Origin of the sequence: Photobacterium iliopiscarium (assembly GCF_003026395.1) — a bacterium.
In the GTDB taxonomy this organism is placed as follows: domain Bacteria; phylum Pseudomonadota; class Gammaproteobacteria; order Enterobacterales; family Vibrionaceae; genus Photobacterium; species Photobacterium iliopiscarium.
In genome coordinates this window covers 1-25,916 of sequence record NZ_PYOO01000014.1, presented here as the reverse complement: position 1 = coordinate 25,916, position 25,916 = coordinate 1, and the positions used below count along the sequence as shown (strand labels likewise).

Below are 25,916 nucleotides of genomic sequence, written 5' to 3'. Positions count from 1 at the left end.
ATTCTGTGGGAGAATTAGCACCCATCTATATTCCTAGTTTAAATAAACTAGGGTTATGCAACAAATACTCAATGTCTGAACAGTGAGCAAAACACTATGGCACGCTTTTTTAAGCCTCAAAAACGTACAACTGACACCAAACATAAAGAAATTACGATTAGCCGCTTAGATCACCTCGGTGCTGGTATTGGTCATCTACAGGGTAAATCTGTCTTTGTTGATGGCTTACTTCCTACTGAAACTGCGGTTGTGCAGTTAACGGAAGATAAAAAAAATTATGCTCGTGCAAAAGTGATTAAACGCCTTTCAGACAGCAGTGCCCGTATTAAACCTCATTGTGCGATCTATGACCAGTGTGGTGGTTGTAATTTACAGCATTTATCGCATCAAGCTCAAGTGGCATCTAAACAACAAGCACTGGGTGAATTGATGGAAAAATTTGCTGTTGTTGATCAAGCCGATTGTATTCAACAACCGCCGATCATCAGTGAATCATTGCATTACCGTCGTTGTGCTCGCTTTGCAGTGCGTGTTGAAAATAACGGTCAGTTACAATTTGGTTTCCGTAAAAAACAAAGTAATGACATCGTTAATGTTAACGAGTGCCCAGTATTAGCCCAACCATTAAATGATTTATTAGCGCCATTACGCGAGTTATTAAACAGTTTAAAAGGACGTCGTTTTATTGGGCATCTTGAATTGACCTATGCAGATAACGGCTGTGTAGTTTTGATTCGTCATTTAGCGCCTTTTAATGCTGACGACAGTGCACTTATTCAAGCATTTGCTGCTAAACATAATGTGATGTTGTTTTTAGCGCCAGAAACCGATGAACTTATTCAGTGCTCTGGTGACCAACCTTATTATGATATTGACGGTCTTAAACTGACGTTTTCACCGAAAGACTTTATTCAGGTTAATCGTGACGTCAACATTAAGATGGTTGCACAAGCTATCGAATGGTTAGACGTTCAACCTCAAGATCGAGTGTTAGATCTCTTCTGTGGTTTAGGTAACTTTAGCCTGCCATTAGCCAAATATGCTAAAGCGGTGGTTGGTGTTGAAGGCATTGATGATATGGTTTTACGCGCGACAGACAATGCTAAAGCAAACGCACAATATAATGCTACTTTCTATCAAGCCAATTTAGAGCAAGACGTAACTAAATTAGTGTGGGCGCAAGAGCAATTTGATAAAATTTTATTAGATCCAGCACGTACTGGTGCTGCTGGAGTGATGGGTCATGTGGTTAAGCTAGCACCGAATAAAGTGGTTTATGTATCATGTAATCCCGCAACATTGGCGCGTGATAGCCAAGTGTTATTACAAAAAGGCTATCAGTTAGAACGCCTTGGTATGTTAGATATGTTCCCAAATACGGGGCATTTAGAATCTATGGCATTATTTGTAAAGGCTCAAAAAAAGCAGAAAAAATAGTTATAGCAATGACTGCTATTGCCATTAAATAGAAAACAGGACAGAGACATGGTCGCAGTACGTGGAGCACATCTAAAACAAGACACGATATTTGAGCTAGCCTCATGGGTCGAAAGTTTACGTTTGGATGCAAAAACGTTTGGACGTTTAGAAGGAACTTATCTACGTTGTCAGGAACTGGTTATCGATCACGATAATGGTCCGTTGCTGTTATGGCGCGGCCGCGAAATGGTTGAGATTCTGGTGATGTTAAGCATGGATGCCGATACATTAATATCGGCAATGCTATATCCATTAGTTGAAGCGGGTTGTTATAGCCATGAGCAAGTAAAAGAAGATTACAACGGCACTATTCTACATTTGGTAGAAGGTGTTGAACAAATGTGCGCTATTAGCCAACTTAAATCGACGGCAGAAGAAGCGGCTCAATCAGCACAAGTTGATAGTATTCGTCGAATGCTGTTGTCGATGGTTGATGATTTCCGTTGTGTTGTTATCAAGTTAGCTGAGCGTATTTGTAATCTCCGTGAAGTGAAAAATGAACCTGATGCGGTGCGTCGTATAGCAGCACAAGAATGTGCCAATATTTATGCACCGTTAGCCAATAGATTAGGTATTGGGCAATTAAAATGGGAAATTGAAGATTACGCTTTCCGTTATCAGCATCCCGAAGTGTATAAGCAAATAGCCAAACAGCTTTCAGAACGCCGTATTGATCGTGAAGGTTATATTACCCACTTTGTCGATGATTTATCTGACGCAATGCGGGTTTCAAATATTCGTGCAGAAGTACAAGGTCGACCTAAGCATATTTACAGCATTTGGCGCAAAATGCAGAAGAAGAGCTTAGAATTTGATGAACTGTTTGATGTACGTGCAGTACGTATTGTCGCTGAAGAATTGCAAGATTGTTATGCCGCATTAGGGGTAGTGCACACTAAATATCGTCATTTACCCAAAGAGTTTGACGATTATGTCGCTAATCCTAAACCGAATGGTTATCAATCGATTCATACAGTAGTGTTGGGTCCTGAAGGCAAAACGATTGAAATTCAGATTCGTACCAAGCAAATGCATGAAGAGTCTGAATTAGGCGTTGCCGCGCACTGGAAATACAAAGAGGGTCCGGCGGCTTCTGGCGTTGCTCAATCTGCTTATGATGAGAAAATAAACTGGTTACGCAAGCTACTGGTGTGGCAAGAAGAGATGTCAGATTCTGGTGAAATGCTCGATGAGTTACGTAGCCAAGTATTTGATGATCGTGTTTATGCGTTTACCCCAAAAGGTGACGTGGTTGATTTGCCATCAAATGCAACGCCATTAGACTTTGCTTATCATATTCACTCAGAAGTGGGGCATCGTTGTATTGGCGCTAAAGTCGAAGGTAGAATTGTACCTTTTACTTACCATTTACAGATGGGGGATCAGGTTGAAATTATCACGCAAAAAGAACCTAACCCTTCCCGTGATTGGTTAAATCCAAATCAAGGTTTTGTCACTTCAAGTCGTGCTCGTGCCAAGGTACATGCTTGGTTCCGTAAGCAAGATCGTGATAAAAATATAATTGCAGGTAAAGAAATTCTTGAAGCTGAACTGAGTAAGATCCACGCAACGCTAAAAGATGCGCACTCTTACGCCAGTAAACGCTTTAATGTTAATTCGCCAGAAGAGTTGTATGCCGGAATTGGTAGTGGTGATCTGCGGATAAACCAAATTATTAATCATATTAATGCGTTGATTAATAAACCAACAGCGGAAGAAGAAGATCAGCAATTGCTTGATAAGCTATCTGAAGCAAGTGAAAAAGCATCCCATACAACCAAGAAGCCGCGTCGAGATTCAGTGGTGGTTGAGGGGGTTGATAATTTAATGACTCACTTAGCGCGTTGTTGTCAGCCTATTCCTGGCGATGATATTCAAGGCTTTGTTACTCAAGGTCGGGGTATTTCTGTTCACCGTCATGATTGTGAACAGTTGGAAGAACTGCGTCATCATGCGCCTGAACGGATCATTGATACGGTTTGGGGGGGTGGTTTTATTGGTAATTATACTATTACTGTTCGTGTAACAGCGTCAGAGCGTAATGGTTTACTTAAAGAATTGACCAACACCTTGATGAACGAAAAAGTTAAAGTTGCAGGCATGAAGAGTCGGGTTGATTATAAAAAACAAATGTCGATCATGGATTTTGAACTTGAGTTAACAGATTTAGACGTTTTAGGACGGGTGTTAAATCGGATTGAACAAGTAAAAGATGTTGCACAAGCTAAGCGTTTATATGGTTAATCATGATAGATAATATCGAATACAGCAATAGGTAGCCTCGGCTACCTATTTTTTTATTTAAGGAGATAATAATGAACAACAAGAATACTGTTGATATCAACCACCTTTTAACCATTATGACGCAGTTACGCGACCCTCACACTGGGTGTCCGTGGGATTTAAAACAAGATTTTGATTCAATTGTGCCTCATACCATTGAAGAAGCGTATGAAGTTGCAGACGCGATTGAACAAAAAAATTGGGTTGATGTTAAAGAAGAACTTGGCGATCTATTATTTCAAGTGGTGTTTTATAGTCAATTAGCTACAGAACAAGGTCTGTTTGATTTTGATGATGTGGTTACGGGGATCAGTGACAAGTTAACCCGTCGCCATCCGCATGTCTTTAGTGATACGCAATTTGATAATGAAGCGGCGGTTAAACAAAATTGGGAAGCTGAAAAAGCCAAAGAACGAGCACAAAAATCACAAGATGACAGTTTGCTCGCTAATATCCCGCTGGCATTACCGGCATTGACGCGTGCTGATAAAATTCAACAACGTTGTGCCAGTCAAGGTTTTGATTGGGATACGTTAGGCCCCGTGGTTGATAAGGTTACCGAAGAACTCGATGAAGTGATGGCAGAGGTCATTCAAACGCCACAAGATCAACATAAAATAGCTGAAGAGATGGGTGATCTGCTCTTTTCTGTGGTCAATTTAAGTCGTCATCTTGATGTAAAACCCGAACATGCGCTCCAGCAAGCCAATAAAAAATTTGAACGACGTTTTCGCCAAGTTGAAAAAAATGTGTTAGAACAAGGTAAGTCTTTAAATCAATGCTCATTAACTGAGCTAGATTTTGAGTGGGATAAAGTAAAACAACACGAATGCAATAAATAACTATTCCCATTTGGAATGTATATGCTATAACGGTATAGTGACTTAGTGGCTAAAAGTATCGAAATGGGGTGAAAATAGAGCGCATATCACTTCCTTGATTTGAGACAAAAAAAATCTTAGGGGTGTGTGATAGTTTTTCACGTTGTGGCGATAAATGGTGTCTGGTATACTAATTTCCCGTCCAGATACACTTTATCCTCTACACCAATCTTCCAGGTTTAACATGACAACGAATTATATTTTTGTTACGGGCGGAGTAGTATCCTCTCTAGGTAAAGGCATTGCTGCAGCATCATTAGCAGCCATTCTAGAAGCACGTGGTCTTAATGTGACCATGATGAAATTAGACCCTTACATTAACGTTGATCCAGGCACAATGAGCCCTACTCAGCACGGTGAAGTATTCGTTACGGAAGACGGTGCAGAGACTGATCTTGACTTAGGTCACTACGAGCGTTTTATTCGTACCAAAATGACAAAGCGTAATAACTTTACTGCTGGTCGTGTGTACGCAGACGTATTACGCAAAGAGCGTCGTGGTGATTACCTAGGTGCAACGATTCAGGTTATTCCACATATCACGAACGAAATTAAAGAGCGTGTTATTGCTGGTTCTGCGGGTCATGATATAGCGATTGTTGAAGTCGGTGGCACAGTTGGTGATATTGAATCACTACCGTTCATGGAAGCTATTCGTCAACTTGCAATTCAACAAGGTCGTGAAAACACTTTGTTTATGCACTTAACGTTAGTTCCTTACCTTGCTGCTGCTGGTGAAGTGAAAACTAAGCCAACTCAACACTCAGTAAAAGAATTACTTTCTATCGGTATTCAACCAGATATTTTGATTTGCCGTAGTGATCGTATTATTCCTGCAAACGAACGTGCAAAAATTGCGCTGTTCTGTAATGTGCAGGAAAAAGCGGTTATTTCAATGAAAGATGTAGATTCAATCTACAAAATCCCACAACTTATTAAAGCTCAAGGCCTTGATGACTTGGTATGTAAGCGTTTTGGTATTACTGCACCAGAAGCTGATTTATCTGAGTGGGAACAAGTTATTTATGAAGAAGCTAACCCGACAGCAGAAGTGACTATCGGTTTGGTTGGTAAATACACTGAATTGCCTGATGCATATAAATCAGTTAACGAAGCGCTTAAACACGCAGGTCTGAAAAATCGCATTTCAGTACAAATTAAATATATTGATTCTCAAGATGTTGAGTCTAAAGGCACCGAAGTGCTTGCTAACCTTGATGCAATCTTAGTACCGGGTGGCTTTGGTCATCGTGGTATTGAAGGTAAAATTCTAACGGCGCAATATGCACGTGAAAACAAAATCCCTTATTTAGGTATTTGTTTAGGTATGCAAGTCGCATTAATTGATTTTGCTCGTAATGTAGCAAACATGGCGGATGCACACTCAACTGAATTTAACGCTGATACTAAGCACCCAGTGGTTGGCTTGATCACTGAGTGGGTTGATAGCGAAGGTAACGTAGAAGAGCGTACTGAAAAATCTGATCTAGGCGGCACAATGCGTCTTGGTTCTCAGTTATGTCATCTTCAAGAAGGCTCAAAAGCACGTGAATTGTACGCTCAAGCGTCAATCCATGAGCGTCATCGCCATCGTTACGAAGTTAATAACAACTTGCTACCGAAGCTAGTAAAAGCAGGCCTAAAAGTGTCTGGTTTATCAGCTGATAAGAAGCTAGTTGAGATTATTGAAATTCCGAATCATCCTTGGTTCGTTGCTGCACAGTTCCACCCAGAATTCACTTCAACACCTCGTGATGGTCACCCATTATTTGAAGGTTTTGTTAAAGCTGCGGGTATATATCACCGCGGTGAATCTGATAAGTAAGGATTACTGATAGCTGTAGCAGTTATCGCTGCAGCTATTTTATTTAGCTTTTAATTTGAAGATAAAGCAGAGGAAACACAATGTCTAAGATCGTTAAAGTTCTAGCTCGTGAAATCATTGACTCACGTGGCAACCCAACAATTGAAGCTGAAGTTCACCTAGAAGGTGGTTTCGTTGGTATGGCTGCTGCACCGTCTGGTGCTTCTACGGGTTCTCGTGAAGCTCTTGAGCTTCGTGATGGCGATAAATCTCGTTTCCTTGGTAAAGGTGTTCTTAAGGCAGTTGCTGCTGCTAACGGTCCAATCGCTGAAGTACTAATGGGTAAAGACGCGACTGATCAAGCTGCAATCGACCAACTTATGATCGACCTTGACGGTACTGAAAACAAATCTAATTTTGGCGCTAACGCAATCCTAGCTGTTTCTCTTGCGAACGCAAAAGCAGCTGCTGCATCTAAAGGCATGCCTTTATACGAGCACATTGCTGAGCTAAACGGTACTGCTGGTCAGTTCTCTATGCCTCTACCTATGATGAACATCATCAATGGTGGCGAGCACGCAGATAACACTGTTGATATTCAAGAGTTCATGATTCAGCCAGTAGGTGCTAAGTCACTTCGTGAAGCTGTACGTATGGGTTCTGAAGTATTCCACAGCCTAGCTAAAGTTCTTAAGTCTAAGGGCATGAGCACAGCAGTAGGTGACGAAGGTGGTTTCGCACCAAACCTTGAGTCAAACGAAGCTGCTCTTAAAGCAATTCAAGAAGCTGTTGAAGCTGCAGGTTACGAACTAGGTACAGATATTACTCTAGCGATGGACTGTGCTGCTTCTGAGTTCTACAACAAAGAACAAGGCATCTACGACCTTAAAGGTGAAGGTAAGAAATTCACTTCAGAAGAATTTAACTTCTTCCTTAAAGATCTAGTAGACAAGTTCCCAGCTATCGTTTCTATCGAAGATGGTCTAGACGAATCAGATTGGGCTGGCTTCAAGCACCAAACTGAACTACTAGGTGACAAGATTCAACTAGTAGGTGACGATCTATTCGTTACAAACACTAAGATCTTCGCTGAAGGTATTGAGAAAGGTATTACTAACTCAATCCTAATCAAGCTTAACCAAATCGGTTCTCTAACTGAAACTCTAGCTTGTATTAAAATGGCTAAAGATGCTGGTTACACTGCTGTTATCTCTCACCGTTCAGGCGAGACAGAAGACGCAACTATCGCTGATCTAGCGGTAGGTACAGCTGCAGGTCAAATCAAAACTGGTTCTATGAGCCGTTCTGACCGTGTTGCTAAGTACAACCAACTTATCCGTATCGAAGAAGCACTAGGTGAACGTGCTGCTTTCAACGGTCTTAAAGAAGTTAAAGGTCAAGCTTAATTCTTTTAAGCCTATAATTGAGCTTGCTCAATTAGCCTAAATCGAACCGTCTCTTAGGAGGCGGTTTTTTTTGCTGAAAAAGTGAGTGTGCTACAAATATCATTCAATAAAGGTTTTTTGTTTGATTTAACAGCAAAATTGACACTCAATTAGCACTGCATCAACTCTATAGCCATAATAGTAGTCACAATAAGCTGATTATGGGATTATTACTCTTGCGCAGCATACATTCCAATGACTCGTAATAAGCGGCTGATTGGAATGTATATTGTTGGCATTAACATCTACGCTAATTTTGAAGGGGAACCATGCGTCTGTTTATTATTATCCTGCTAGTGGTTTTAGCTTGGCTGCAGTACGATTTTTGGGATGGTAAAAACGGTATGAACGAATATACCGCAGTAAAAGAAAGCGTTGCTTTACAGCAGGCTGCAAATACTGAATTACAACAACGAAACCAACAAATGTACGCAGAAATTAAAGATCTTCACGGCGGTAAAGAAGCAGTGGAAGAACGTGCGCGGAATGACTTAGGCTTAATTAAACCGGGTGAAACCTTTATTCGAGTACTTGGCGATAATAACTAAAGACGCGTTTTTTGTTGTGAGTAACGTTGATGATAACTGAAGAATTTATTGCCGTAGTACCTGCGGCTGGAGTCGGTAGTCGAATGGCTGCTGATCGTCCGAAGCAATATCTTCATATTGCAGGTAAAACGATTTTAGAGCATACCGTTGATCGTTTACTGAGTTTACCTGAGATTACACGGGTAATTATTGCCGTTAGTGTCGATGATCCTTATTTTCCACAGTTACCATTAGCAACTGATTCACGGATCACTGTGGTCAACGGGGGGGCGGAACGAGCAGATTCAGTGTTTGCTGGTTTAGCGGCGATTGACAATAATAACGCGTGGGTATTGGTACATGATGCAGCACGACCATGTGTTCGCCTTACTGATTTACATGCATTAATTACTGCCGCTGTTAATAGCGATTGTGGTGCAATTTTAGCGGCTCCTGTACGTGACACCATGAAGCGTGGACATAGTCAGTCAATGCAGTCTCAGATCTCTCATACGGTTGATCGTGAAAATTTATGGCATGCGCTAACACCACAAATGTTTCGCGTCGAACAGTTACGACAATCGTTAACCACCGCTTTAGAGCAAGGCGCGACAATTACCGATGAAGCATCCGCATTAGAGTTTTGTGGTTATACACCACTACTGGTTGCTGGACGGAGTGATAACCTTAAGGTGACACAGCCGGAAGATTTAGCATTAGCTGAATTTTATCTACAACTTCTATTAAAGGAACAACATTAATGCGTATTGGTCATGGGTTTGATGTGCATAAATTTGGTGGCGCAGGCCCAGTTATTATTGGTGGCGTTGCGGTTCCTTATGAACAAGGTTTAATTGCTCACTCTGATGGTGATGTTGCTTTGCATGCTGTTTGTGATGCGTTGTTAGGGGCCATTGGTGCTGGCGATATTGGCCGTCACTTCCCTGATACTGATGCTGAGTGGGCTGGCGCTGATAGCCGATTTTTACTGCGTGATGTCTATAGCAAAGTCAAAGCTGCTGGCTATTGTCTTGGTAATCTGGATGTCACTATTATTGCCCAAGCACCTAAAATGGCACCGCATATTACCGCGATGTGCCAAGCTATTGCTGAAGATCTCGAAACTGATCTTACAAATGTTAATGTTAAAGCAACCACTTCTGAGCGTTTAGGTTTTACTGGACGTAAAGAAGGTATTGCTTGTGAAGCTGTTGTTTTAATTAAAAAGGTATAATCACACCATGTCGACAAATAACACCTCAGCAAACGTAATGGATTGTTTTAAGTGGCTTCATGAACAGCCAACTTGCCAAGGAAGTATTAAGGCAAATCCCCAAGATTTTATCGTTAATGAACAGTTAGGTTTTACCTTCAGTGGTACTGGCGAACACTTAATGGTTAAAATTCGTAAAACGGGCGAAAATACTAAATATGTAGTAAATGAATTAGCTAAAACTTGTGGTGTTAAATCGCGAGATGTTAGCTGGGCGGGTCTTAAAGATCGCCACGCTGTCACAGAGCAATGGATAAGTGTTCATTTGCCAGGTAAAGCTGATCCTGATTTAACCCAGTTTGAAGCTGAACACCCAGGCATTGAAGTACTTGAAACGACGCGTCATGATAAAAAATTACGCCCAGGTGATCTGCAAGGTAACTGGTTTCAATTACGCTTAACCGATCTAGATCAACCGCAAGTATTGGCTGAACGTTTAGAGTTGGTTAAACAGCAAGGCGTAGCAAACTATTTTGGCCAACAACGTTTTGGCTATGGTGGCAATAACGTCATTAAAGCACGCGCTTGGGGTAATAATGAATTCCGCGTACGTGATAAGAGCAAGCGTAGTTTTTATCTATCTGCTGCTCGTTCATGGATGTTTAACCAAGTATTGTCGGCGCGTATTGAGCAAAATCTTACCCGTGAAATTATGCTAGGTGATTGCCTACAAGCTGCTGGTGATGATCGCACGTTTATTGCTGAAACCATTACCCCTGAATTACAGCAACAAGTCATTAATGGTGAGGTCGCTATTACTGGCCCACTATTGGGTGATAATGCGTTACCGACAACAGCAGATGCACAAGCATTTGAATTAGCGATTGTTGAGCAAGAGCCTGCGTTAGTCGCATTGGTTTGTGATAACCGTATGCGCCATGATCGTCGCCCACTATTATTATTGCCACAAGATATGCAATGGCAGTTTGATGATAATGGTGTGATCCTTTCTTTTGCTTTACCTGCTGGTAGCTTTGCGACTTCAGTGGTACGTGAGTTGATCATGCCACTAGAATCAGAAGGTCTGAGTGATGAGAATACTGATCAGCAATGATGATGGTATTTTTGCTGAAGGTATAAATACGTTAGCCAAGGTCTTAAGTGAGCTTGGTGAAGTAACGGTAGTTGCTCCTGATCGTAATCGATCGGGGGCATCCAATTCATTAACAATTGATTACCCATTACGTATTCGTCAGCAAAGTGACAATAAAGTTGCGGTTCAAGGTACGCCAGTAGATTGTGTCCATTTTGCACTTACTGAATGGTTAGATGTTCAGCCTGATATCGTTGTCACTGGCATCAATCATGGTGCAAATTTAGGTGATGATGTGCTCTATTCTGGTACCGTTGCCGCTGCAACTGACGGCTATTTTTTAGGTATACCAGCCATTGCGGTATCATTAGTGGGAGCAACCCATTTTGAAACTGCGGCTCAAGTCGTTAAAATATTGATTGAAAAAATGGTTATACAACCATTGGTTAGCACACATAAAATTATCAATGTTAACGTCCCTGATGTTGCTTTTGAGCAATTAAAAGGGTGGAAAATAACGCGTTTAGGGGCTCGTCATCGTGCAGTGAGCATGATAAAAGAAACCGATCCTCGAGGTAATCCTTTATATTGGTTAGGTCCTCCTGGTGAAACACAAGATGCCGCAGAAGGAACTGATTTTTTTGCGATTGAACACGGGGAAGTCTCTATTACTCCGTTACAGGTCGACCTGACTGCGCATGATGCAATAGCAGGGCTAGAAAGCTGGATGCATGCGGTGGAGATCCGATAACTATGCGTTATCAGAGGCAAGTTGATAACTTAATTGCATTATTAGTGGCTCGAGGCATTACTGATCAATGGGTATTAGGTGCTATTGCGGCAATACCAAGAGAATTTTTTGTTGATGAAGCCTTTTCTTATCAAGCGTATGAGAATAATGCATTACCAATAGGCAGTGGCCAGACAATTTCACAGCCTTATATTGTTGCAAAAATGACGTCTTTATTAGCGTTGACGCCTCAGTCTTCAGTGTTAGAAATTGGTACTGGATCAGGCTATCAAGCGTCAGTGTTAGCACAATTAGCTGACCATGTTTTCTCTGTTGAGCGAATTAAAGGTTTGCAATGGCAAGCAAAACGACGTTTTAAACGATTAGAATTGTATAATATATCGACCAAACATGGTGATGGATGGCAGGGCTGGGAAAGTAAAGGTCCATTTGATGCTATTATTGTCACCGCTGCGCCAAGTGAGGTTCCCCAAAGCCTATTAACCCAGCTTGCTGATGGCGGTCGATTAATATTACCCGTAGGTTATTCTGAACAAGTGTTAAGATTGATTGTTCGCAATGGCGATCAGTTTATTGAAACGGATATCGAACCTGTTAAATTTGTGCCGTTAGTGGCTGGAGATTTGGCGTAAACAATGAGTATTGAGCGTATGATTAAAAAAGTAATTCAACCTTCTTTGCTAGCAGTGACCTGTGTGGTGCTGTTATCTGCATGTAGTAGTCATACGCCTGCGCCTGTTTCAAATCTTGGTAAAGATTACTCACAATTACAACGTGGTAGTTTTCATGGTCGCTATTACACCGTCCAACGAGGAGATACGCTATATTTTATCTCTTATATGGCGGGACGTGATGTTAAAGATATCGTCAAATTAAATCGATTACCTTATCCCTATACGATTTATCCAGGTCAAAAATTAGCTATTCCAACATCAGATAGTCACTACAGCACGGCCCCAGTACGCAAGTTGCCAACAGAAAATGTCGTGGTGACACCATTGGTTACACCATCAGCAACCAAAACGGTAACCCAGACCGTTCCTAAAACAGTAACCCCAAAACCAGTTGTGCAAAAAACAACCAACAAACCAGTTGCTAAGCCAAAAGCAACAGTGTACTCTGAAAAAACAAAAGTTAACAAGCCCGTAACAATTAAGCCGGCAGTGAGTAAGCCTGTTACTAAACCAACAGTGCATGTTTCAAAGTCTGGTTGGGCTTGGCCAGTGAAAGGCAAAGTTATCGCTGGTTTCTCAAATGCAGATAATGGCAATAAAGGTATCGATATTACTGCCGCTCGTGGTACGCCAATTCGAGCAACTGCTGCGGGTAAAGTTGTTTATGCAGGTGATGCATTACGTGGGTATGGTAACTTAGTTATTATTAAGCACAGTGAAGATTACCTCAGTGCTTATGCGCATAACGATAAAATCTTAGTTAAAGAGCAACAGTCAGTTAAAGCTGGCCAAGAAATTGCGACGATGGGAAGTTCAGGTGCATCAAGTGTTAGATTGCATTTTGAAATTCGCTATAAAGGTAAGTCTGTCGATCCAATGCGCTTTCTTCCTAAATAGTTCGCCATAATAAAAATAGAGAGAAACGTATAAATTAGAAATGACATCATGACGTTGTAATGTCTTTAACTCGCCATCTGGGAGGCGCTATGAGTAGAAGCAGCACAGCCAAAAAACTTGAATCATTAACATTAGATGACAGCATTGAGCTTAATAGTTTAGTGGTGCCAACTGATAATAGTTCTGATACGTCAGCATCGACAGAAGATGCTGATATCTCCAAATATGAGACAAGCGCTAAAGCACTTGATGCAACTCAACTTTATCTAGGTGAAATTGGGTATTCTCCTTTGCTTACCGCAGAAGAAGAAGTGTTGTATGCCCGCCGTGCATTACGTGGTGATGAAGTCTCTCGTAAACGAATGATTGAAAGTAATCTTCGTTTAGTGGTGAAAATATCACGTCGTTATAGCAACCGTGGTTTAGCCTTACTTGATTTAGTTGAAGAGGGAAATTTAGGGCTTATTCGTGCGGTTGAAAAATTTGACCCTGAACGAGGTTTCCGTTTTTCAACTTATGCTACATGGTGGATCCGTCAAACCATTGAACGGGCGATCATGAATCAAACCCGTACTATTCGCTTACCCATCCATGTTGTGAAAGAGCTTAATGTTTATTTGCGTACTGCACGTGAATTAGCACAAAAGCTTGATCATGAGCCAACGGCTGAAGATATTGCACAGCAACTTGAAAAATCTGTCGATGATGTTAACCGTATGCTGCGTCTTAATGAGCGAGTGAGTTCGGTGGATAATCCTATTGGTGGTGATTCTGATAAAGCATTATTAGATATAATCCCCGATGAAAAAGGCGGAAGTCCTGAAACCTCCACTCAAGATGACGACATTAAAAATTCAATTGTTCATTGGTTGAAAGATCTGAATCCTAAGCAGCGAGAAGTATTGGCGCGTCGATTTGGCTTATTAGGCTATGAAGCATCAACATTAGAAGATGTTGGTCGTGAAATTGGTCTAACCCGTGAGCGAGTTCGTCAGATTCAGGTTGAAGGTTTACGCCGTTTACGTGATATGTTAACCCACCAAGGGTTAAGTATTGAGTCTCTTTTCAATCAGGAAGGCTAACCAAGATGTTTCATTAAGGTATCTAATGATTATGCTAATCATTAGATACAGTGTAATACAGTAATGGGTATTCGTATTGGCGGTCTTTTTATACACATTTTTACGCGAATAAATACTTATTAGAATTATAAAAAAGGACGCTTTTGCGTCCTTTTTTGATGTTATGTTATCAATAGATTATTGTTTATTATTAGCGTAATAATGCCTTTAAACGATACAGCTCATCCAATGCTTGGCGAGGGGTTAGTTCGTCAGGATTAACGTTGGTTAACGCTTCTTCGACTTCGCTTGGCTCTGGAATTAAACTCAATTGGTGTTCTTCACGTGGTGGTTGGCCCGCAATTGCCGCTGACGGTTGGGCTTTTTGATGCCCTAGTGCTTCTAATTGCTTGAGTTTTATTTTGGCACGTTTAATTACAGCTTTTGGTACACCCGCAAGACTCGCTACCGCTAAACCATATGATTTACTGGCTGCACCATCTTGAACGCTATGCATAAAGGCAATATTGTCGCCATGCTCAATCGCATCAAGGTGGACATTGGCTAAACCTGAAAGTAGTGAAGGTAATTCGGTTAGCTCAAAATAGTGAGTGGCAAATAATGTCATTGCCGCAATTTTATCCGCTAACCATTCCGCACTTGCCCACGCGAGAGATAAGCCATCATAGGTACTGGTGCCTCGGCCAATTTCATCCATTAATACTAAACTGTGTTTGGTTGCATTATGGAGAATATTCGCGGTTTCTGTCATTTCGACCATAAAGGTTGAACGACCAGACGCAAGATCATCTGACGCGCCAATACGGGTGAAAATACGATCCAGTGGACCGATAGTTACCGCTTCTGCTGGCACAAAAGATCCGACATGTGCCAGTAAGGCAATCAACGCAGTTTGGCGCATGTAAGTTGATTTACCGCCCATGTTAGGACCGGTAATAATCAACATACGACGATCTTGATGTAACGCAATTGGGTTAGCGATAAACGGTTCACTTAAGACTTGCTCAACCACAGGGTGACGACCCGCAGTAATATTAATCCCTGTCGTCGTCGTCAATTGTGGGCGGCAGTAATTTAAGCTGTCTGCACGTTCTGCCAAGTTTGCTAGTACATCTAATTCAGATAAGGCACTTGCTGCTAACTGTAACCGTTCTAAATGCGGTAACAATTGATCAAATAATTCTTCCCACAGCTTTTTCTCAAGCGCTAATGCTTTTGATTTTGAATTTAGCACCTTATCTTCGTGCTCTTTTAATTCAGGAATAATATAGCGTTCAGCATTTTTTAGGGTTTGGCGGCGAATATAGTGATCAGGTACTAAGTGACTTTGACCTCGGCTGACCTGAATAAAGAAACCATGAACCTGATTAAAGCCCACTTTTAAACTATCAATATCGTGACGCTCACGTTCACGGGTTTCAAGGTCGGTTAAATATTGTTTAGCACCATCGGCTAAATCACGCCATTCATCTAATTCAGCATTATAACCTGGGGCTAATACTCCGCCGTCACGAATAATAACCGGTGGGTTTTCAATGATCGCATGCTCAAGTAGTTGGCATAGATCATCCATTGGCGCACTGTATTGTGCTAATTCACCAATGCGAGGCTGTGGAATGTCAGCTAATAATTGCGCTAATTCTGGCAAATACTGCATTGCAGTACGCATGCGAGCTAAATCACGTGGTCGAGCAGATCGTAAAGCTAATCGCGCCACAATCCGTTCTAAATCACCCATATGACGTAAGACACTTGCGACATCGACAAACATGCCGCTGTCTTTGAATGCTTCAATGGCATTTAAGCGGCCATTTAATTGGTGTTGATCACGAATCGGTTGATGTAACCAGCGCTTTAGTAAGCGGCTGCCCATAGGGGTTGCGGTATGATCTAATACTTCAGCCAGAGTATTATCAAAACCGCCAGCTAAGTTTTGGGTTAATTCTAAATTACGGCGAGTTGCAGCATCTAAAATAACCGCATGATCTTGAGTATCAAGGATGATCGCACGAATGTGCGGCAGGGCGGTACGTTGCGTGTCTTTGACATATTGCATCAAACAACCCGCAGCACATAAACCAAGATTGGCTTTTTCGACGCCAAAGCCTACTAAATCACGTGTTCCAAATTGCAAAGTTAGTTGTTGACGAGCTGTTTCTAATTCAAATTCCCAAATCGGACGACGGCGTTTACCTTTAAAGGGCTCAACTAAATGTAAATAGGTAAAATCTTCAGGATAAAGCAGTTCAGCGGGACTCGTACGTTGAAGCTCGGCTTGCATTTCTTCTTCAGTTGTTGGCTCGGTTAGCATGAAACGGCCTGAGGTAATATCAAGCGTTGCGTAACCAAATTTATTATTGGCAGTATAAATAGCAGCAATAAGGTTATCACGACGTTCATTCAGTAATGCTTCATCACTGACAGTGCCTGGGGTGACGATACGTACAACTTTACGCTCTACAGGACCTTTGCTGGTGGCGGGATCGCCAATCTGCTCACAGATAGCAACGGAAACCCCTTGTTGAACCAATTTAGCCAAGTAGCCTTCAACTGCATGGTAAGGCACTCCCGCCATTGGTATTGGTTCACCATTGGTCGCGCCACGTTTTGTCAGTGAGATATCAAGTAATTGTGAAGCTCGCTTGGCATCATCAAAAAACATCTCATAGAAGTCGCCCATGCGGTAGAACAATAAAATATCAGGGTTTTCAGCTTTGATCCGAAGGAACTGCTGCATCATAGGAGTATGTTTTTCTAAGCCTTTTATCGTCACGATATTGCCTACTCTTGCTGGTTCAACGTCGGCTACTTGGAATAGCTCGACCAATAAAATAATAGAGTCTAAGGATACGTGAATCAGCGGATCGGTCAAAGTAGCCATTGAACTTTTTTTATCATCTTTGCAATGGTATTGAACAGGCGTAAAGTTAGCGGATATACATCAATCTATTAAAGACAATAAATAGAAATCAGCTTGGAGGCACTAATGGTAAATATTGAACAATTGGCTTATGAACTTGGTGAAGTATTAACAGCTAAACAGTGGGTCGCCACCACTGCCGAGTCTTGTACTGGTGGCGGGGTTTCATTTGCTATTACTGATATTCCGGGAAGTTCAGCATGGTTTAATCGTGCTTTTATTACTTATAGCAATGAAGCCAAGAAGCAAATGCTCAGTGTCAGCGATCAAGCTTTGACCGAATTTGGTGCGGTGAGTGAGGCGGTTGTTTTTGAAATGGCTTGTGGCGCTTTAGCCGCATCGCGAGCAGATATTAGTGTTGCTATCAGTGGTATTGCAGGTCCTGATGGTGGCACTGAAGATAAACCAGTAGGCACGGTATGGTTTGCTTGGGCTGATGCGACAGGGTGGCAGCAGACACAATGTTGTTTATTTAATGGTTCACGCCAACAAGTTAGACAACAAGCAATAGCCAAAGCATTATCGGGTTTAATTTCTCGTGTAAACACCGTTATCAATGAGTGATCTTATTGATAGAAATTGTATTTAACAAAAAAAAGCAAACCAGAACTAGACACTGTATGAATAGACAGTATACTAAGTCTCATATCCAGATCAGTAACTTTATTTTAGCATCCGTTGGAGAGTCAAATGGACGACAACAAGCAGAAGGCTCTTGCCGCAGCGTTAGGCCAGATTGAGAAGCAGTTCGGTAAAGGTTCAATTATGAAATTGGGCGATAATAAAACAATGGATATCGAAACTATTTCGACAGGTTCATTGTCTCTTGATATCGCACTTGGTGCTGGTGGTTTACCAATGGGACGTATCGTAGAAATCTACGGTCCAGAATCATCAGGTAAAACAACACTGACACTTGAAGTTATCTCTGCCGCTCAAAAGCAAGGCAAAACCTGTGCATTTATTGATGCCGAGCACGCACTTGATCCAATTTATGCTCAAAAATTAGGCGTTGATATTAATGAGTTACTTGTTTCTCAGCCAGATACTGGCGAGCAGGCTTTAGAAATTGTTGACGCACTTGCACGTTCAGGTGCGGTGGATGTCATTGTTGTTGACTCCGTTGCAGCCCTAACACCAAAAGCTGAAATTGAAGGTGAAATGGGTGACTCTCATATGGGTCTGCAAGCACGTATGCTATCGCAAGCAATGCGTAAATTAACCGGTAACCTTAAACAGTCTAACTGTATGTGTATCTTCATTAACCAAATTCGTATGAAAATTGGTGTAATGTTTGGTAACCCTGAAACCACTACCGGTGGTAATGCATTGAAGTTCTACGCTTCTGTTCGTCTTGATATTCGTCGTACTGGCGCAATTAAAGATGGTGATGAAGTTGTGGGTAACGAAACGCGCATTAAAGTTGTTAAGAACAAAATTGCAGCACCGTTTAAGCAAGCTGAAACACAGATTTTATATGGCCAAGGTTTTAACCGTAACGGTGAATTAATTGACCTTGGTGTAAAAAACAAATTAGTTGAAAAAGCGGGTGCTTGGTATAGCTACCAAGGCAATAAAATTGGTCAAGGTAAAGCGAACTCTTGCAAATATCTTGTTGAGAATCCAGCTATTGCCGCTGAGATTGAAAAGAAATTACGTGACTTACTGTTAACGCCTGTTGTTGCTGAAACTGACGCTAAAGATGTTGCAGCAATTGATGCCGAAGATGGCGACGCTTTTTAATTAAATGATTATGTAGCGTATTTATAGCATATTTCGATACTAACCCAGCCATTGCGCTGGGTTTTTTTATGACTTTATTTTGAGTGATAATTGTATTGCTCAAGACTCATTTAATTGACAAACTTAGCGTGTTTTCTGCTTTAATATGTCAAATTAAGCTTTTAGCTTTATATTTATTAGAAATTGTATTGAGTCATTGAGTTTATTAGGTAGGCGCATTGGTAATGAATGAACACGTGTCGTTAATACGTTGGATAGGAAAAACTATTCGACGGTTTACCGAGTGGCTTTACACTCTTCGTCATATTTTTGTGGCTTTGTTTGTTTTAGGTAACAGTGGGCTTATTTTTCATACGATTTATGGGCTCCCGATTGATTTGTTGACGCTATTTAATGTTCGAGATTATGAACAAATTAATGCCAACTTTTTGATTAATGCACCTTACTTTATGTTGGGTGTGTTTATTGTTATGAGTTCGATTGGTCTCTTTTTTCGAGCGCGAATATCATGGATGATCAGTTTTACATTAATGCTGATCAATATTTTTTACACTGATCATATTCATCCTCAGCAAACCCATAATATTCACTATGGTATAGCATCATTAGTTCTATTATTTATGGTGCGCAAATACTTCTCTAAAAGTAGTGTTGCTGCTGGTAGTATTTTTGCGTTAATCAGTGTGATTACTCTGTTGCTAACGTCAACCTATGGCGCGTTGTATTTTGGTGATGGTTTTAATCCTAAAATTACCAGTTTATTGACCGCGTTTTATTATGCGATAGAAACCATGTCTACGGTGGGCTATGGCGATATAGTTCCTGTTTCTGAACCAGCACGATTATTCACTATTTCAGTTATTGTGTCTGGTATTACCGTCTTTGCCACGTCGGCAACGTCAGTGTTAGGTCCTGTTGTTCATAGTGGTTTTGAACGACTTGTTAAAGGTAATAGTAAAAAAATGGATCGTACTAATCACTTTATAATTTGTGGCTTATCAAGCTTGGCTGTTAATACTATTAAACAGTTAACGGAGCGTAAGCAGCCGATTACAGTTATTGTTTCACCACGAATACAGCAAGTCGCTAAAGATCAGCTAGAAGGGTTAGATGTGGTTGTGGGTGACTACAGTGATGGCTGTATCTTAACTCAAGCGGGTGTAATGAATGCTAAAGCGGTACTAGCGCTTAGTGATGATGATGCTGACAATGCGTTTATTGTGTTATCAGCGATTGAATTGGCGAGTTCGGCACGTACAGTAGCGCTGGTCAATGAAAGTAAGAATATTAATAAAGTGAAAAGCGTTAATCCTGACATTGTGATTTCACCGCAACAGTTTGCGAGTGATATTCTGGCTCGGTTATTAAATGGCGAAAGTATCGATAGTGATTCTATCGTGGCATCGCTATTGCATTCAGTACAAGGGCTATCAGAAAAAGAAATCAAGAAATAATATTGAGGTCTGCACTTTTTAAAAACACCATTGTGACGCAGAACTGCGACGGCGATAATATTTAGATTATCGTTATTATTGGTGTGAATTCATAGGTTATATGGATGGCTTACGATCAGGCTTAGTGTCAATACGGCGTACTAATGGCGATTATTTGATACATTTTACCACATATCATTTCCCGTAATAGCTACCGTTGTTTTACAATAGCCCCCAAAAAATTTATCTTAGTTTTATTATTAGATGATGGTTGTTCATTGTACCTTATGATTTAAGGGCTGAACGATTATCGAAGAAAACCGCCACGAGGCGCTTTTCTGTCTTTCTATTCCAAGCATTAATTCAGGATTTGCCAATGTACATGAGCACTGATGAGATTCGCCGCGCGTATCTTGCATTTTTCGAGAGCAAAGGCCACCAGATCGTGGAAAGCTCATCTCTTGTACCTGCGAATGACCCAACGTTGTTATTCACTAATGCAGGTATGAACCAGTTTAAAGATACATTTCTAGGTCTTGAAAAGCGTAACTATACGCGTGCGACAAGCGCTCAGCGTTGTGTTCGTGCGGGTGGTAAACACAACGACCTTGAAAATGTAGGCTTTACAGCCCGTCACCATACTTTCTTTGAAATGTTAGGTAACTTTAGTTTTGGTGATTACTTCAAGCATGATGCTATTGGTTATGCATGGGAGTTTCTAACTAAAGAACTTAAGCTTGCTGAAGATCGCCTTGTGGTTACGATCTATGAAAGTGACGATGAAGCGTTTGAAATCTGGAATAAAGAAATTGGTATTCCAGCTGATCGTATCGTTCGTATTGGTGACAATAAAGGCGCACCTTTTGCTTCAGATAACTTCTGGCAAATGGGTGACACTGGTCCTTGTGGTCCATGTACTGAAATCTTTTATGATCACGGTGATCACATCTGGGGTGGCCGTCCGGGTACACCAGAAGAAGATGGTGACCGTTTCATCGAGATCTGGAATAACGTATTTATGCAGTTCAACCGTCAAGCTGACGGTACAATGGAACCGCTACCTAAGCCTTCTGTTGATACAGGTATGGGTATTGAGCGTATTGCTGCAATCATGCAGGGTGTACACTCAAACTACGAAATCGATATTTTCCAAACATTAATTAAAGAAGCCGCTGCTGTTATTGGTTATGACGATTTGTCTAATCAATCACTACGCGTTGTTGCTGACCATATTCGTTCTTGTGCGTTCTTAATTGCTGACGGTGTAATGCCATCAAATGAAGGCCGTGGTTATGTATTACGTCGTATTATTCGTCGTGCAGTACGTCACGGTAACAAGCTAGGTGCACAAGGTGTGTTCTTCTACAAACTTGTTGGTCCATTAGCTGAAATCATGGGTTCTGCCGGTCTTGAGTTAAAAGCACAACAAGAACTAGTAGAGAAAGTACTAAAGATTGAAGAAGATAACTTCAGTCGTACCCTTGATCGTGGTCTAACCATTCTTAATGAAGCATTAGATAACATCGACGGTAATGTGCTTGACGGTGAAACTGTATTTAAACTTTACGATACCTATGGTTTCCCTGCTGATTTAACTAACGACGTTGCTCGTGAACGTGGTTTCTCAATCGATGAAGACGGTTTTGAAACAGCAATGGCGGCACAACGTCAACGTGCACGTGATGCGGGTAACTTTGGTGTTGACTACAATGACGCAATCAAAGTTGACGCTGAAACGACGTTCTGTGGTTACAGCACGACAGATGGCGAAGGTGTGATTGTTGCGCTATACCGTGACGGTAATGCTGTTGATAGCATTAATGCAGGTGAAGATGCATTGGTTGTATTATCAAATACACCTTTCTATGCAGAATCAGGCGGTCAATGTGGTGATAGCGGCTTACTAACAGCTGAAGGCGTGGTGTTTAACGTTGCTGATACGCAAAAGTTTGGCGCAGCATCTGGTCATAAAGGTCAATTAGTTGAAGGCACACTAACGGTTGGACAACAATTGACTGCTGCGGTTGATTCTGATCGTCGTCAAGCGATCAGCTTAAACCACTCAGCAACGCACTTAATGCACGCTGCACTGCGTAGTATTTTAGGTGATCACGTTGGTCAGAAAGGTTCATTAGTAAAAGCGGATAGCCTTCGTTTTGACTTCTCAAACCTAGAAGCCGTTAAGCCTGAACAGTTACGTGCTGTTGAGAACATGGTTAATGAACAAATTCGTGCTAACCATAGTATTGATACTAACATCATGGATATCGATACGGCGAAAGCAAACGGCGCAATGGCATTGTTTGGTGAGAAGTACGATGATGAAGTACGTGTACTGAGCATGGGTGACTTCTCAACTGAGCTTTGTGGTGGTGTTCACGCAACACGTACCGGTGATATCGGTCTGTTTAAGATTTTATCTGAAAGTGGTATCGCAGCGGGTATTCGTCGTATTGAAGCGGTGACTGGCGCTGGCGCAATTGCGGCGATGCACACTGAAGATATGATGTTAGCGAAAACAGCGCGTTTAGTGAAATCTGACGTGGCTTCTGTTGTTAGCAAAGTCGATGCATTAGTGTCACACAGCAAACAACTAGAAAAAGAAATTCAACAGTTAAAAGACAAGCTAGCCGCGCAAGAAGGTGCAGGCTTGATCAATAAAGCACAAGAAATTAACGGCATTAAAGTATTAATCGCTCAGCTTGACGGTGCAGATAACAAAGCGCTACGTGGCATGGTTGATGAATTAAAAAATCAACTAGGCAGTGGTGTGGTGTTATTAGGTAACGTTAGTGAAGGTAAAGTCGGTTTAATTGCTGGTGTGACTAAAGATTTAATTGGCAAAGTCAAAGCGGGTGAGCTAGTTAATTTAGTGGCATTGCAAGTCGGTGGTAAGGGCGGCGGTCGTCCTGATATGGCACAAGCTGGCGGTACTGACGCAGCTGCATTGCCTGCGGCATTAGAAACTGTAGCACCATGGCTAGCTGACAAACTGTAATCACTGGAGAGGTAATGTGGCACTATTAGTGCAGAAATTTGGTGGTACATCAGTTGGTAGTATTGAACGAATAGAAGCCGTTGCTGAACGAGTGATAAAAGCTCGCCAGTGTGGCCACCAAGTGGTTGTTGTATTGTCTGCAATGGCCGGTGAAACTAATCGGTTATTGGGCTTAGCTAAGCAGATTGATACTATTCCAACACCGCGAGAGCTCGATGTATTACTCGCAGCGGGTGAGCAAGTATCAATTGCATTATTGGCTATGGCGTTAAATAAACGAGGCTATAGTGCGATCTCATTGACGGCTGATCAAGTTGTTATTCATACGGATAATAATTTTAATAATGCCACAATCCATGAGGTTGAAACCCAGAATATGACCACATTACTAGGCCAAGGCGATATCGTCGTCGTGGCCGGTTTCCAAGGACGTGATATTGATGGCAATATCACAACCTTGGGACGTGGCGGGTCAGATACCACTGCGGTTGCTATTGCTAGTGCGCTTAATGCAGATGAATGTCAGATTTTTACTGATGTTGACGGGGTGTATTCTACCGACCCAAGAATTGTACCAAGTGCGGCTCGTTTGGATGTTATTCACTTTGATTACATGACTTGCATGGCGCGCTTAGGGGCAAAAGTGCTACAATTACAGTCTGTAGAGTATGCATGCCAACATCGCGTTCCATTACGCGTTCTTTCTTCATTTGAAGAAGGGCAGGGAACGTTAGTGAATTTTGATGTGATGAGTAATCAAAACATCATTGGCGTTGCGCTCCAAAGACAGCAGGTTTTAGTTAATATTACGCTACCAGCAACTGTTATTAATGAACAGTTGGACCTCTATGGTTTGACTGCTTGGAATTTATCTACTGATTCTAGTGATGAGATATCACAAATCGTTATTTCTAATGATGATTTAGCACGTTTAAGGCTAGTGTTTGATAGCAAAATGCGCCATATTGGTATGGTCTCTATACTTTCCTTGATTGGAAAGGATATCCAGCAACATTTGGAGTCGATTCAAATGGTACTGCAAGAGGCTGGCATTACAGTGTATACATATCAGGGCGATAAGAAATGTTTGTCTTTATTGATTAATGAAGATGATCATCTTGCAGCTGTTGATTTAATCCATGAAAAATTTGTGGTTGATGGCCAGTGTCTAGGTAATCTACCGCATCTTGCTGTTTCTTGAGCCACGGCTATTTACGAAATTGTGAATTTTATTGGATAAAAAAGTTAAATTCTTATAAGACTGAGATTACTCAAGGAGCACTCGAATGCTAATTTTAACACGTCGTGTAGGTGAAACTCTAATGATCGGTGACGAAGTAACTGTTACTGTTCTTGGCGTTAAAGGAAATCAGGTACGTATTGGTGTTAACGCACCTAAAGAAGTATCTGTTCACCGTGAAGAAATATATATGCGAATTCAAGCAGAAAAAGAAGCTGGTACTCCGAGTACTGGTAACTACTAATTCGAAGAGGGCTAGGATTATTATCCTGGCCTTTTTTGTGCCTGTAGAAAAGTAACACCTTGTAAGTTGCGGTTAAATGGTCTTAAACCGCCGTATTCTTTGTTAGTTTTTAAAAGCGTTATCACTTTTCCAAAGTGAATATTTCAGTGGTTACGTTGCATTAATTGTCTCATTGCTTACTAAGTGTTCATTCGTGCGGCGAGTATTGGTTTTTAGCAATAAAGTGTTTGACTTATTTTGGGCTAACAGTAATATGTGCCTCCACAACACGGTGAGGTGGCCGAGAGGCTGAAGGCGCTCCCCTGCTAAGGGAGTATACGGTTTAACCCGTATCGAGGGTTCGAATCCCTCCTTCACCGCCATTATTTTTTAATGGATATTGTGAACGCTTTCTTATTGATTTAATTGTCTTAATTTGGGATAATGCAACGGTAATAAAGCACAGTGCGCGCGTAGCTCAGCTGGATAGAGTACTTGGCTACGAACCAGGCGGTCGGAGGTTCGAATCCTCCCGCGCGCACCATTATTTAAGCAATGAGTCATGTTAACCTTTAGCAGTTAATATCACTTGTTACTTGCACCGAATTGTGTGGTGAGGTGGCCGAGAGGCTGAAGGCGCTCCCCTGCTAAGGGAGTATACGGTTTAACCCGTATCGAGGGTTCGAATCCCTCCTTCACCGCCATTCTTTATTGATGGCAACGATGTTGATATCAATATGGTGTTTTCTTTAGCAAGAAACACCCAGTGCGCGCGTAGCTCAGCTGGATAGAGTACTTGGCTACGAACCAGGCGGTCGGAGGTTCGAATCCTCCCGCGCGCACCATTATTTAAGCAATAGGTTAATTATATAAATTAACGTGTTACTTATACCAATTTGTGTGGTGAGGTGGCCGAGAGGCTGAAGGCGCTCCCCTGCTAAGGGAGTATATGGTTTATCCCGTATCGAGGGTTCGAATCCCTCCTTCACCGCCATTCTTTGCTTTTGTTAAAGATTACCGCGAGGTAAGATTTGGCGATTGCATAATTCCTTTTATAGCTAAAAGGAATGGTTTCTGGAAATGATTTTCCAAAAAAGAAACCCAGTGCGCGCGTAGCTCAGCTGGATAGAGTACTTGGCTACGAACCAGGCGGTCGGAGGTTCGAATCCTCCCGCGCGCACCATCATTTAAAAGCAGCAGACCTCAATGTCTGTTGTTGCAACAGAATTA

20 protein-coding genes and 6 tRNA genes are annotated in these 25,916 nt (G+C 41.6%); 25 read left to right on the top strand and 1 reads right to left on the bottom strand.

All coding sequences use genetic code 11. The features are described from left to right. Positions 1–96 precede the first annotated feature (96 nt). From rlmD to rpoS, 13 genes are all read left to right on the top strand, one after another. Positions 97–1,437: a 23S rRNA (uracil(1939)-C(5))-methyltransferase RlmD gene (gene rlmD, locus C9J51_RS16155; RefSeq protein WP_107275244.1), complete on the top strand. Its 1,341-nt coding sequence runs from the start codon at positions 97–99 to the stop codon at positions 1,435–1,437. A 48-nt stretch (positions 1,438–1,485) separates the two neighbouring features. Next, positions 1,486–3,723, top strand: a complete 2,238-nt coding sequence (gene relA, locus C9J51_RS16150; RefSeq protein WP_045040224.1) for a GTP diphosphokinase — start codon at positions 1,486–1,488, stop codon at positions 3,721–3,723. 71 nt (positions 3,724–3,794) lie between these two features. Continuing rightward, positions 3,795–4,604: a nucleoside triphosphate pyrophosphohydrolase gene (gene mazG / locus C9J51_RS16145; RefSeq protein WP_107275243.1), complete on the top strand. Its 810-nt coding sequence runs from the start codon at positions 3,795–3,797 to the stop codon at positions 4,602–4,604. Positions 4,605–4,827: 223 nt separating this feature from the next. Further along, positions 4,828–6,468 (top strand): CTP synthase, encoded by a 1,641-nt coding sequence (locus tag C9J51_RS16140; RefSeq protein ID WP_045038715.1) that lies wholly within the window; start codon positions 4,828–4,830, stop codon positions 6,466–6,468. An 80-nt stretch (positions 6,469–6,548) separates the two neighbouring features. Continuing rightward, positions 6,549–7,853 carry a phosphopyruvate hydratase gene (gene eno, locus C9J51_RS16135; RefSeq protein WP_107237690.1) on the top strand — a complete coding sequence of 435 codons (1,305 nt, stop codon included), beginning with the start codon at positions 6,549–6,551 and terminating at the stop codon, positions 7,851–7,853. Positions 7,854–8,161: 308 nt separating this feature from the next. Beyond that, a complete protein-coding gene (ftsB, locus tag C9J51_RS16130; RefSeq protein ID WP_045038713.1) occupies positions 8,162–8,440 on the top strand; it encodes a cell division protein FtsB in 279 nt (92 codons plus the stop codon). A 29-nt stretch (positions 8,441–8,469) separates the two neighbouring features. Beyond that, a complete protein-coding gene (ispD, locus tag C9J51_RS16125; protein ID WP_181314835.1) occupies positions 8,470–9,180 on the top strand; it encodes a 2-C-methyl-D-erythritol 4-phosphate cytidylyltransferase in 711 nt (236 codons plus the stop codon). Continuing rightward, complete coding sequence (gene ispF, locus C9J51_RS16120; RefSeq protein WP_045040223.1) at positions 9,180–9,653, top strand: 2-C-methyl-D-erythritol 2,4-cyclodiphosphate synthase; 474 nt, start codon at positions 9,180–9,182, stop codon at positions 9,651–9,653. Before ispD ends, ispF begins: the two co-directional genes overlap by 1 nt. Before the next feature lie 37 nt (positions 9,654–9,690). Beyond that, positions 9,691–10,746: a tRNA pseudouridine(13) synthase TruD gene (gene truD / locus C9J51_RS16115; RefSeq protein ID WP_045040242.1), complete on the top strand. Its 1,056-nt coding sequence runs from the start codon at positions 9,691–9,693 to the stop codon at positions 10,744–10,746. Beyond that, positions 10,724–11,476 (top strand): 5'/3'-nucleotidase SurE, encoded by a 753-nt coding sequence (gene surE, locus C9J51_RS16110; RefSeq protein WP_045040222.1) that lies wholly within the window; start codon positions 10,724–10,726, stop codon positions 11,474–11,476. Before truD ends, surE begins: the two co-directional genes overlap by 23 nt. A gap of 2 nt (positions 11,477–11,478) precedes the next feature. Beyond that, the gene (locus C9J51_RS16105) at positions 11,479–12,108 is read left to right on the top strand and encodes a protein-L-isoaspartate(D-aspartate) O-methyltransferase (RefSeq protein ID WP_045040221.1); all 630 of its coding nucleotides are present in this window, start codon (positions 11,479–11,481) and stop codon (positions 12,106–12,108) included. A gap of 3 nt (positions 12,109–12,111) precedes the next feature. After that, on the top strand, positions 12,112–13,047 hold the full coding sequence (locus C9J51_RS16100; RefSeq protein WP_082064273.1) for a peptidoglycan DD-metalloendopeptidase family protein: 936 nt from the start codon (positions 12,112–12,114) through the stop codon (positions 13,045–13,047). A gap of 89 nt (positions 13,048–13,136) precedes the next feature. Beyond that, positions 13,137–14,129: an RNA polymerase sigma factor RpoS gene (gene rpoS, locus C9J51_RS16095; RefSeq protein ID WP_045040220.1), complete on the top strand. Its 993-nt coding sequence runs from the start codon at positions 13,137–13,139 to the stop codon at positions 14,127–14,129. A gap of 190 nt (positions 14,130–14,319) precedes the next feature. On the opposite strand, the gene mutS is transcribed toward rpoS, so the two are convergent. Then, positions 14,320–16,902, bottom strand: coding sequence for a DNA mismatch repair protein MutS (mutS, locus tag C9J51_RS16090; RefSeq protein WP_045038716.1), 2,583 nt, complete (start codon positions 16,900–16,902; stop codon positions 14,320–14,322). A 213-nt stretch (positions 16,903–17,115) separates the two neighbouring features. On the opposite strand from mutS, the gene pncC reads away from it, so the two are divergent. The 12 genes from pncC to C9J51_RS16030 all read left to right on the top strand — a co-directional run bounded on the left by pncC (position 17,116) and on the right by C9J51_RS16030 (position 25,869). Continuing rightward, positions 17,116–17,613, top strand: coding sequence for a nicotinamide-nucleotide amidase (pncC, locus tag C9J51_RS16085; RefSeq protein WP_045038707.1), 498 nt, complete (start codon positions 17,116–17,118; stop codon positions 17,611–17,613). A 126-nt stretch (positions 17,614–17,739) separates the two neighbouring features. Continuing rightward, entirely contained in the window at positions 17,740–18,792 is a 1,053-nt protein-coding gene (recA, locus tag C9J51_RS16080) for a recombinase RecA (protein ID WP_045038706.1), read from the top strand. Between the two features lie 224 nt (positions 18,793–19,016). Continuing rightward, complete coding sequence (gene kch, locus C9J51_RS16075) at positions 19,017–20,246, top strand: voltage-gated potassium channel protein (protein ID WP_045040219.1); 1,230 nt, start codon at positions 19,017–19,019, stop codon at positions 20,244–20,246. Between the two features lie 355 nt (positions 20,247–20,601). Further along, positions 20,602–23,223, top strand: a complete 2,622-nt coding sequence (alaS, locus tag C9J51_RS16070) for an alanine--tRNA ligase (protein ID WP_045040218.1) — start codon at positions 20,602–20,604, stop codon at positions 23,221–23,223. Positions 23,224–23,239: 16 nt separating this feature from the next. Next, a complete protein-coding gene (locus tag C9J51_RS16065; RefSeq protein WP_045040217.1) occupies positions 23,240–24,424 on the top strand; it encodes an aspartate kinase in 1,185 nt (394 codons plus the stop codon). 85 nt (positions 24,425–24,509) lie between these two features. Next, a complete protein-coding gene (gene csrA / locus C9J51_RS16060) occupies positions 24,510–24,707 on the top strand; it encodes a carbon storage regulator CsrA (RefSeq protein WP_036793345.1) in 198 nt (65 codons plus the stop codon). A 270-nt stretch (positions 24,708–24,977) separates the two neighbouring features. Continuing rightward, positions 24,978–25,069: transfer RNA gene (locus tag C9J51_RS16055), tRNA-Ser, on the top strand. Between the two features lie 84 nt (positions 25,070–25,153). Beyond that, positions 25,154–25,230: transfer RNA gene (locus tag C9J51_RS16050), tRNA-Arg, on the top strand. 68 nt (positions 25,231–25,298) lie between these two features. Then, a tRNA-Ser gene (locus C9J51_RS16045) sits at positions 25,299–25,390 on the top strand. Between the two features lie 64 nt (positions 25,391–25,454). Continuing rightward, positions 25,455–25,531 (top strand) — tRNA-Arg (locus C9J51_RS16040). A gap of 57 nt (positions 25,532–25,588) precedes the next feature. After that, positions 25,589–25,680: transfer RNA gene (locus tag C9J51_RS16035), tRNA-Ser, on the top strand. 112 nt (positions 25,681–25,792) lie between these two features. Beyond that, positions 25,793–25,869, top strand: a tRNA-Arg gene (locus C9J51_RS16030). Positions 25,870–25,916: the final 47 nt, after the last annotated feature.

Coding starts and splice junctions, on each gene's coding strand:
- rlmD (WP_107275244.1), top strand. CDS start 97: ATGGCACGCTTTTTTAAGCCTCAAAAACGTACAACTGACACCAAACAT.
- relA (WP_045040224.1), top strand. CDS start 1,486: ATGGTCGCAGTACGTGGAGCACATCTAAAACAAGACACGATATTTGAG.
- mazG (WP_107275243.1), top strand. CDS start 3,795: ATGAACAACAAGAATACTGTTGATATCAACCACCTTTTAACCATTATG.
- C9J51_RS16140 (WP_045038715.1), top strand. CDS start 4,828: ATGACAACGAATTATATTTTTGTTACGGGCGGAGTAGTATCCTCTCTA.
- eno (WP_107237690.1), top strand. CDS start 6,549: ATGTCTAAGATCGTTAAAGTTCTAGCTCGTGAAATCATTGACTCACGT.
- ftsB (WP_045038713.1), top strand. CDS start 8,162: ATGCGTCTGTTTATTATTATCCTGCTAGTGGTTTTAGCTTGGCTGCAG.
- ispD (WP_181314835.1), top strand. CDS start 8,470: ATGATAACTGAAGAATTTATTGCCGTAGTACCTGCGGCTGGAGTCGGT.
- ispF (WP_045040223.1), top strand. CDS start 9,180: ATGCGTATTGGTCATGGGTTTGATGTGCATAAATTTGGTGGCGCAGGC.
- truD (WP_045040242.1), top strand. CDS start 9,691: ATGGATTGTTTTAAGTGGCTTCATGAACAGCCAACTTGCCAAGGAAGT.
- surE (WP_045040222.1), top strand. CDS start 10,724: ATGAGAATACTGATCAGCAATGATGATGGTATTTTTGCTGAAGGTATA.
- C9J51_RS16105 (WP_045040221.1), top strand. CDS start 11,479: ATGCGTTATCAGAGGCAAGTTGATAACTTAATTGCATTATTAGTGGCT.
- C9J51_RS16100 (WP_082064273.1), top strand. CDS start 12,112: ATGAGTATTGAGCGTATGATTAAAAAAGTAATTCAACCTTCTTTGCTA.
- rpoS (WP_045040220.1), top strand. CDS start 13,137: ATGAGTAGAAGCAGCACAGCCAAAAAACTTGAATCATTAACATTAGAT.
- pncC (WP_045038707.1), top strand. CDS start 17,116: ATGGTAAATATTGAACAATTGGCTTATGAACTTGGTGAAGTATTAACA.
- recA (WP_045038706.1), top strand. CDS start 17,740: ATGGACGACAACAAGCAGAAGGCTCTTGCCGCAGCGTTAGGCCAGATT.
- kch (WP_045040219.1), top strand. CDS start 19,017: ATGAATGAACACGTGTCGTTAATACGTTGGATAGGAAAAACTATTCGA.
- alaS (WP_045040218.1), top strand. CDS start 20,602: ATGTACATGAGCACTGATGAGATTCGCCGCGCGTATCTTGCATTTTTC.
- csrA (WP_036793345.1), top strand. CDS start 24,510: ATGCTAATTTTAACACGTCGTGTAGGTGAAACTCTAATGATCGGTGAC.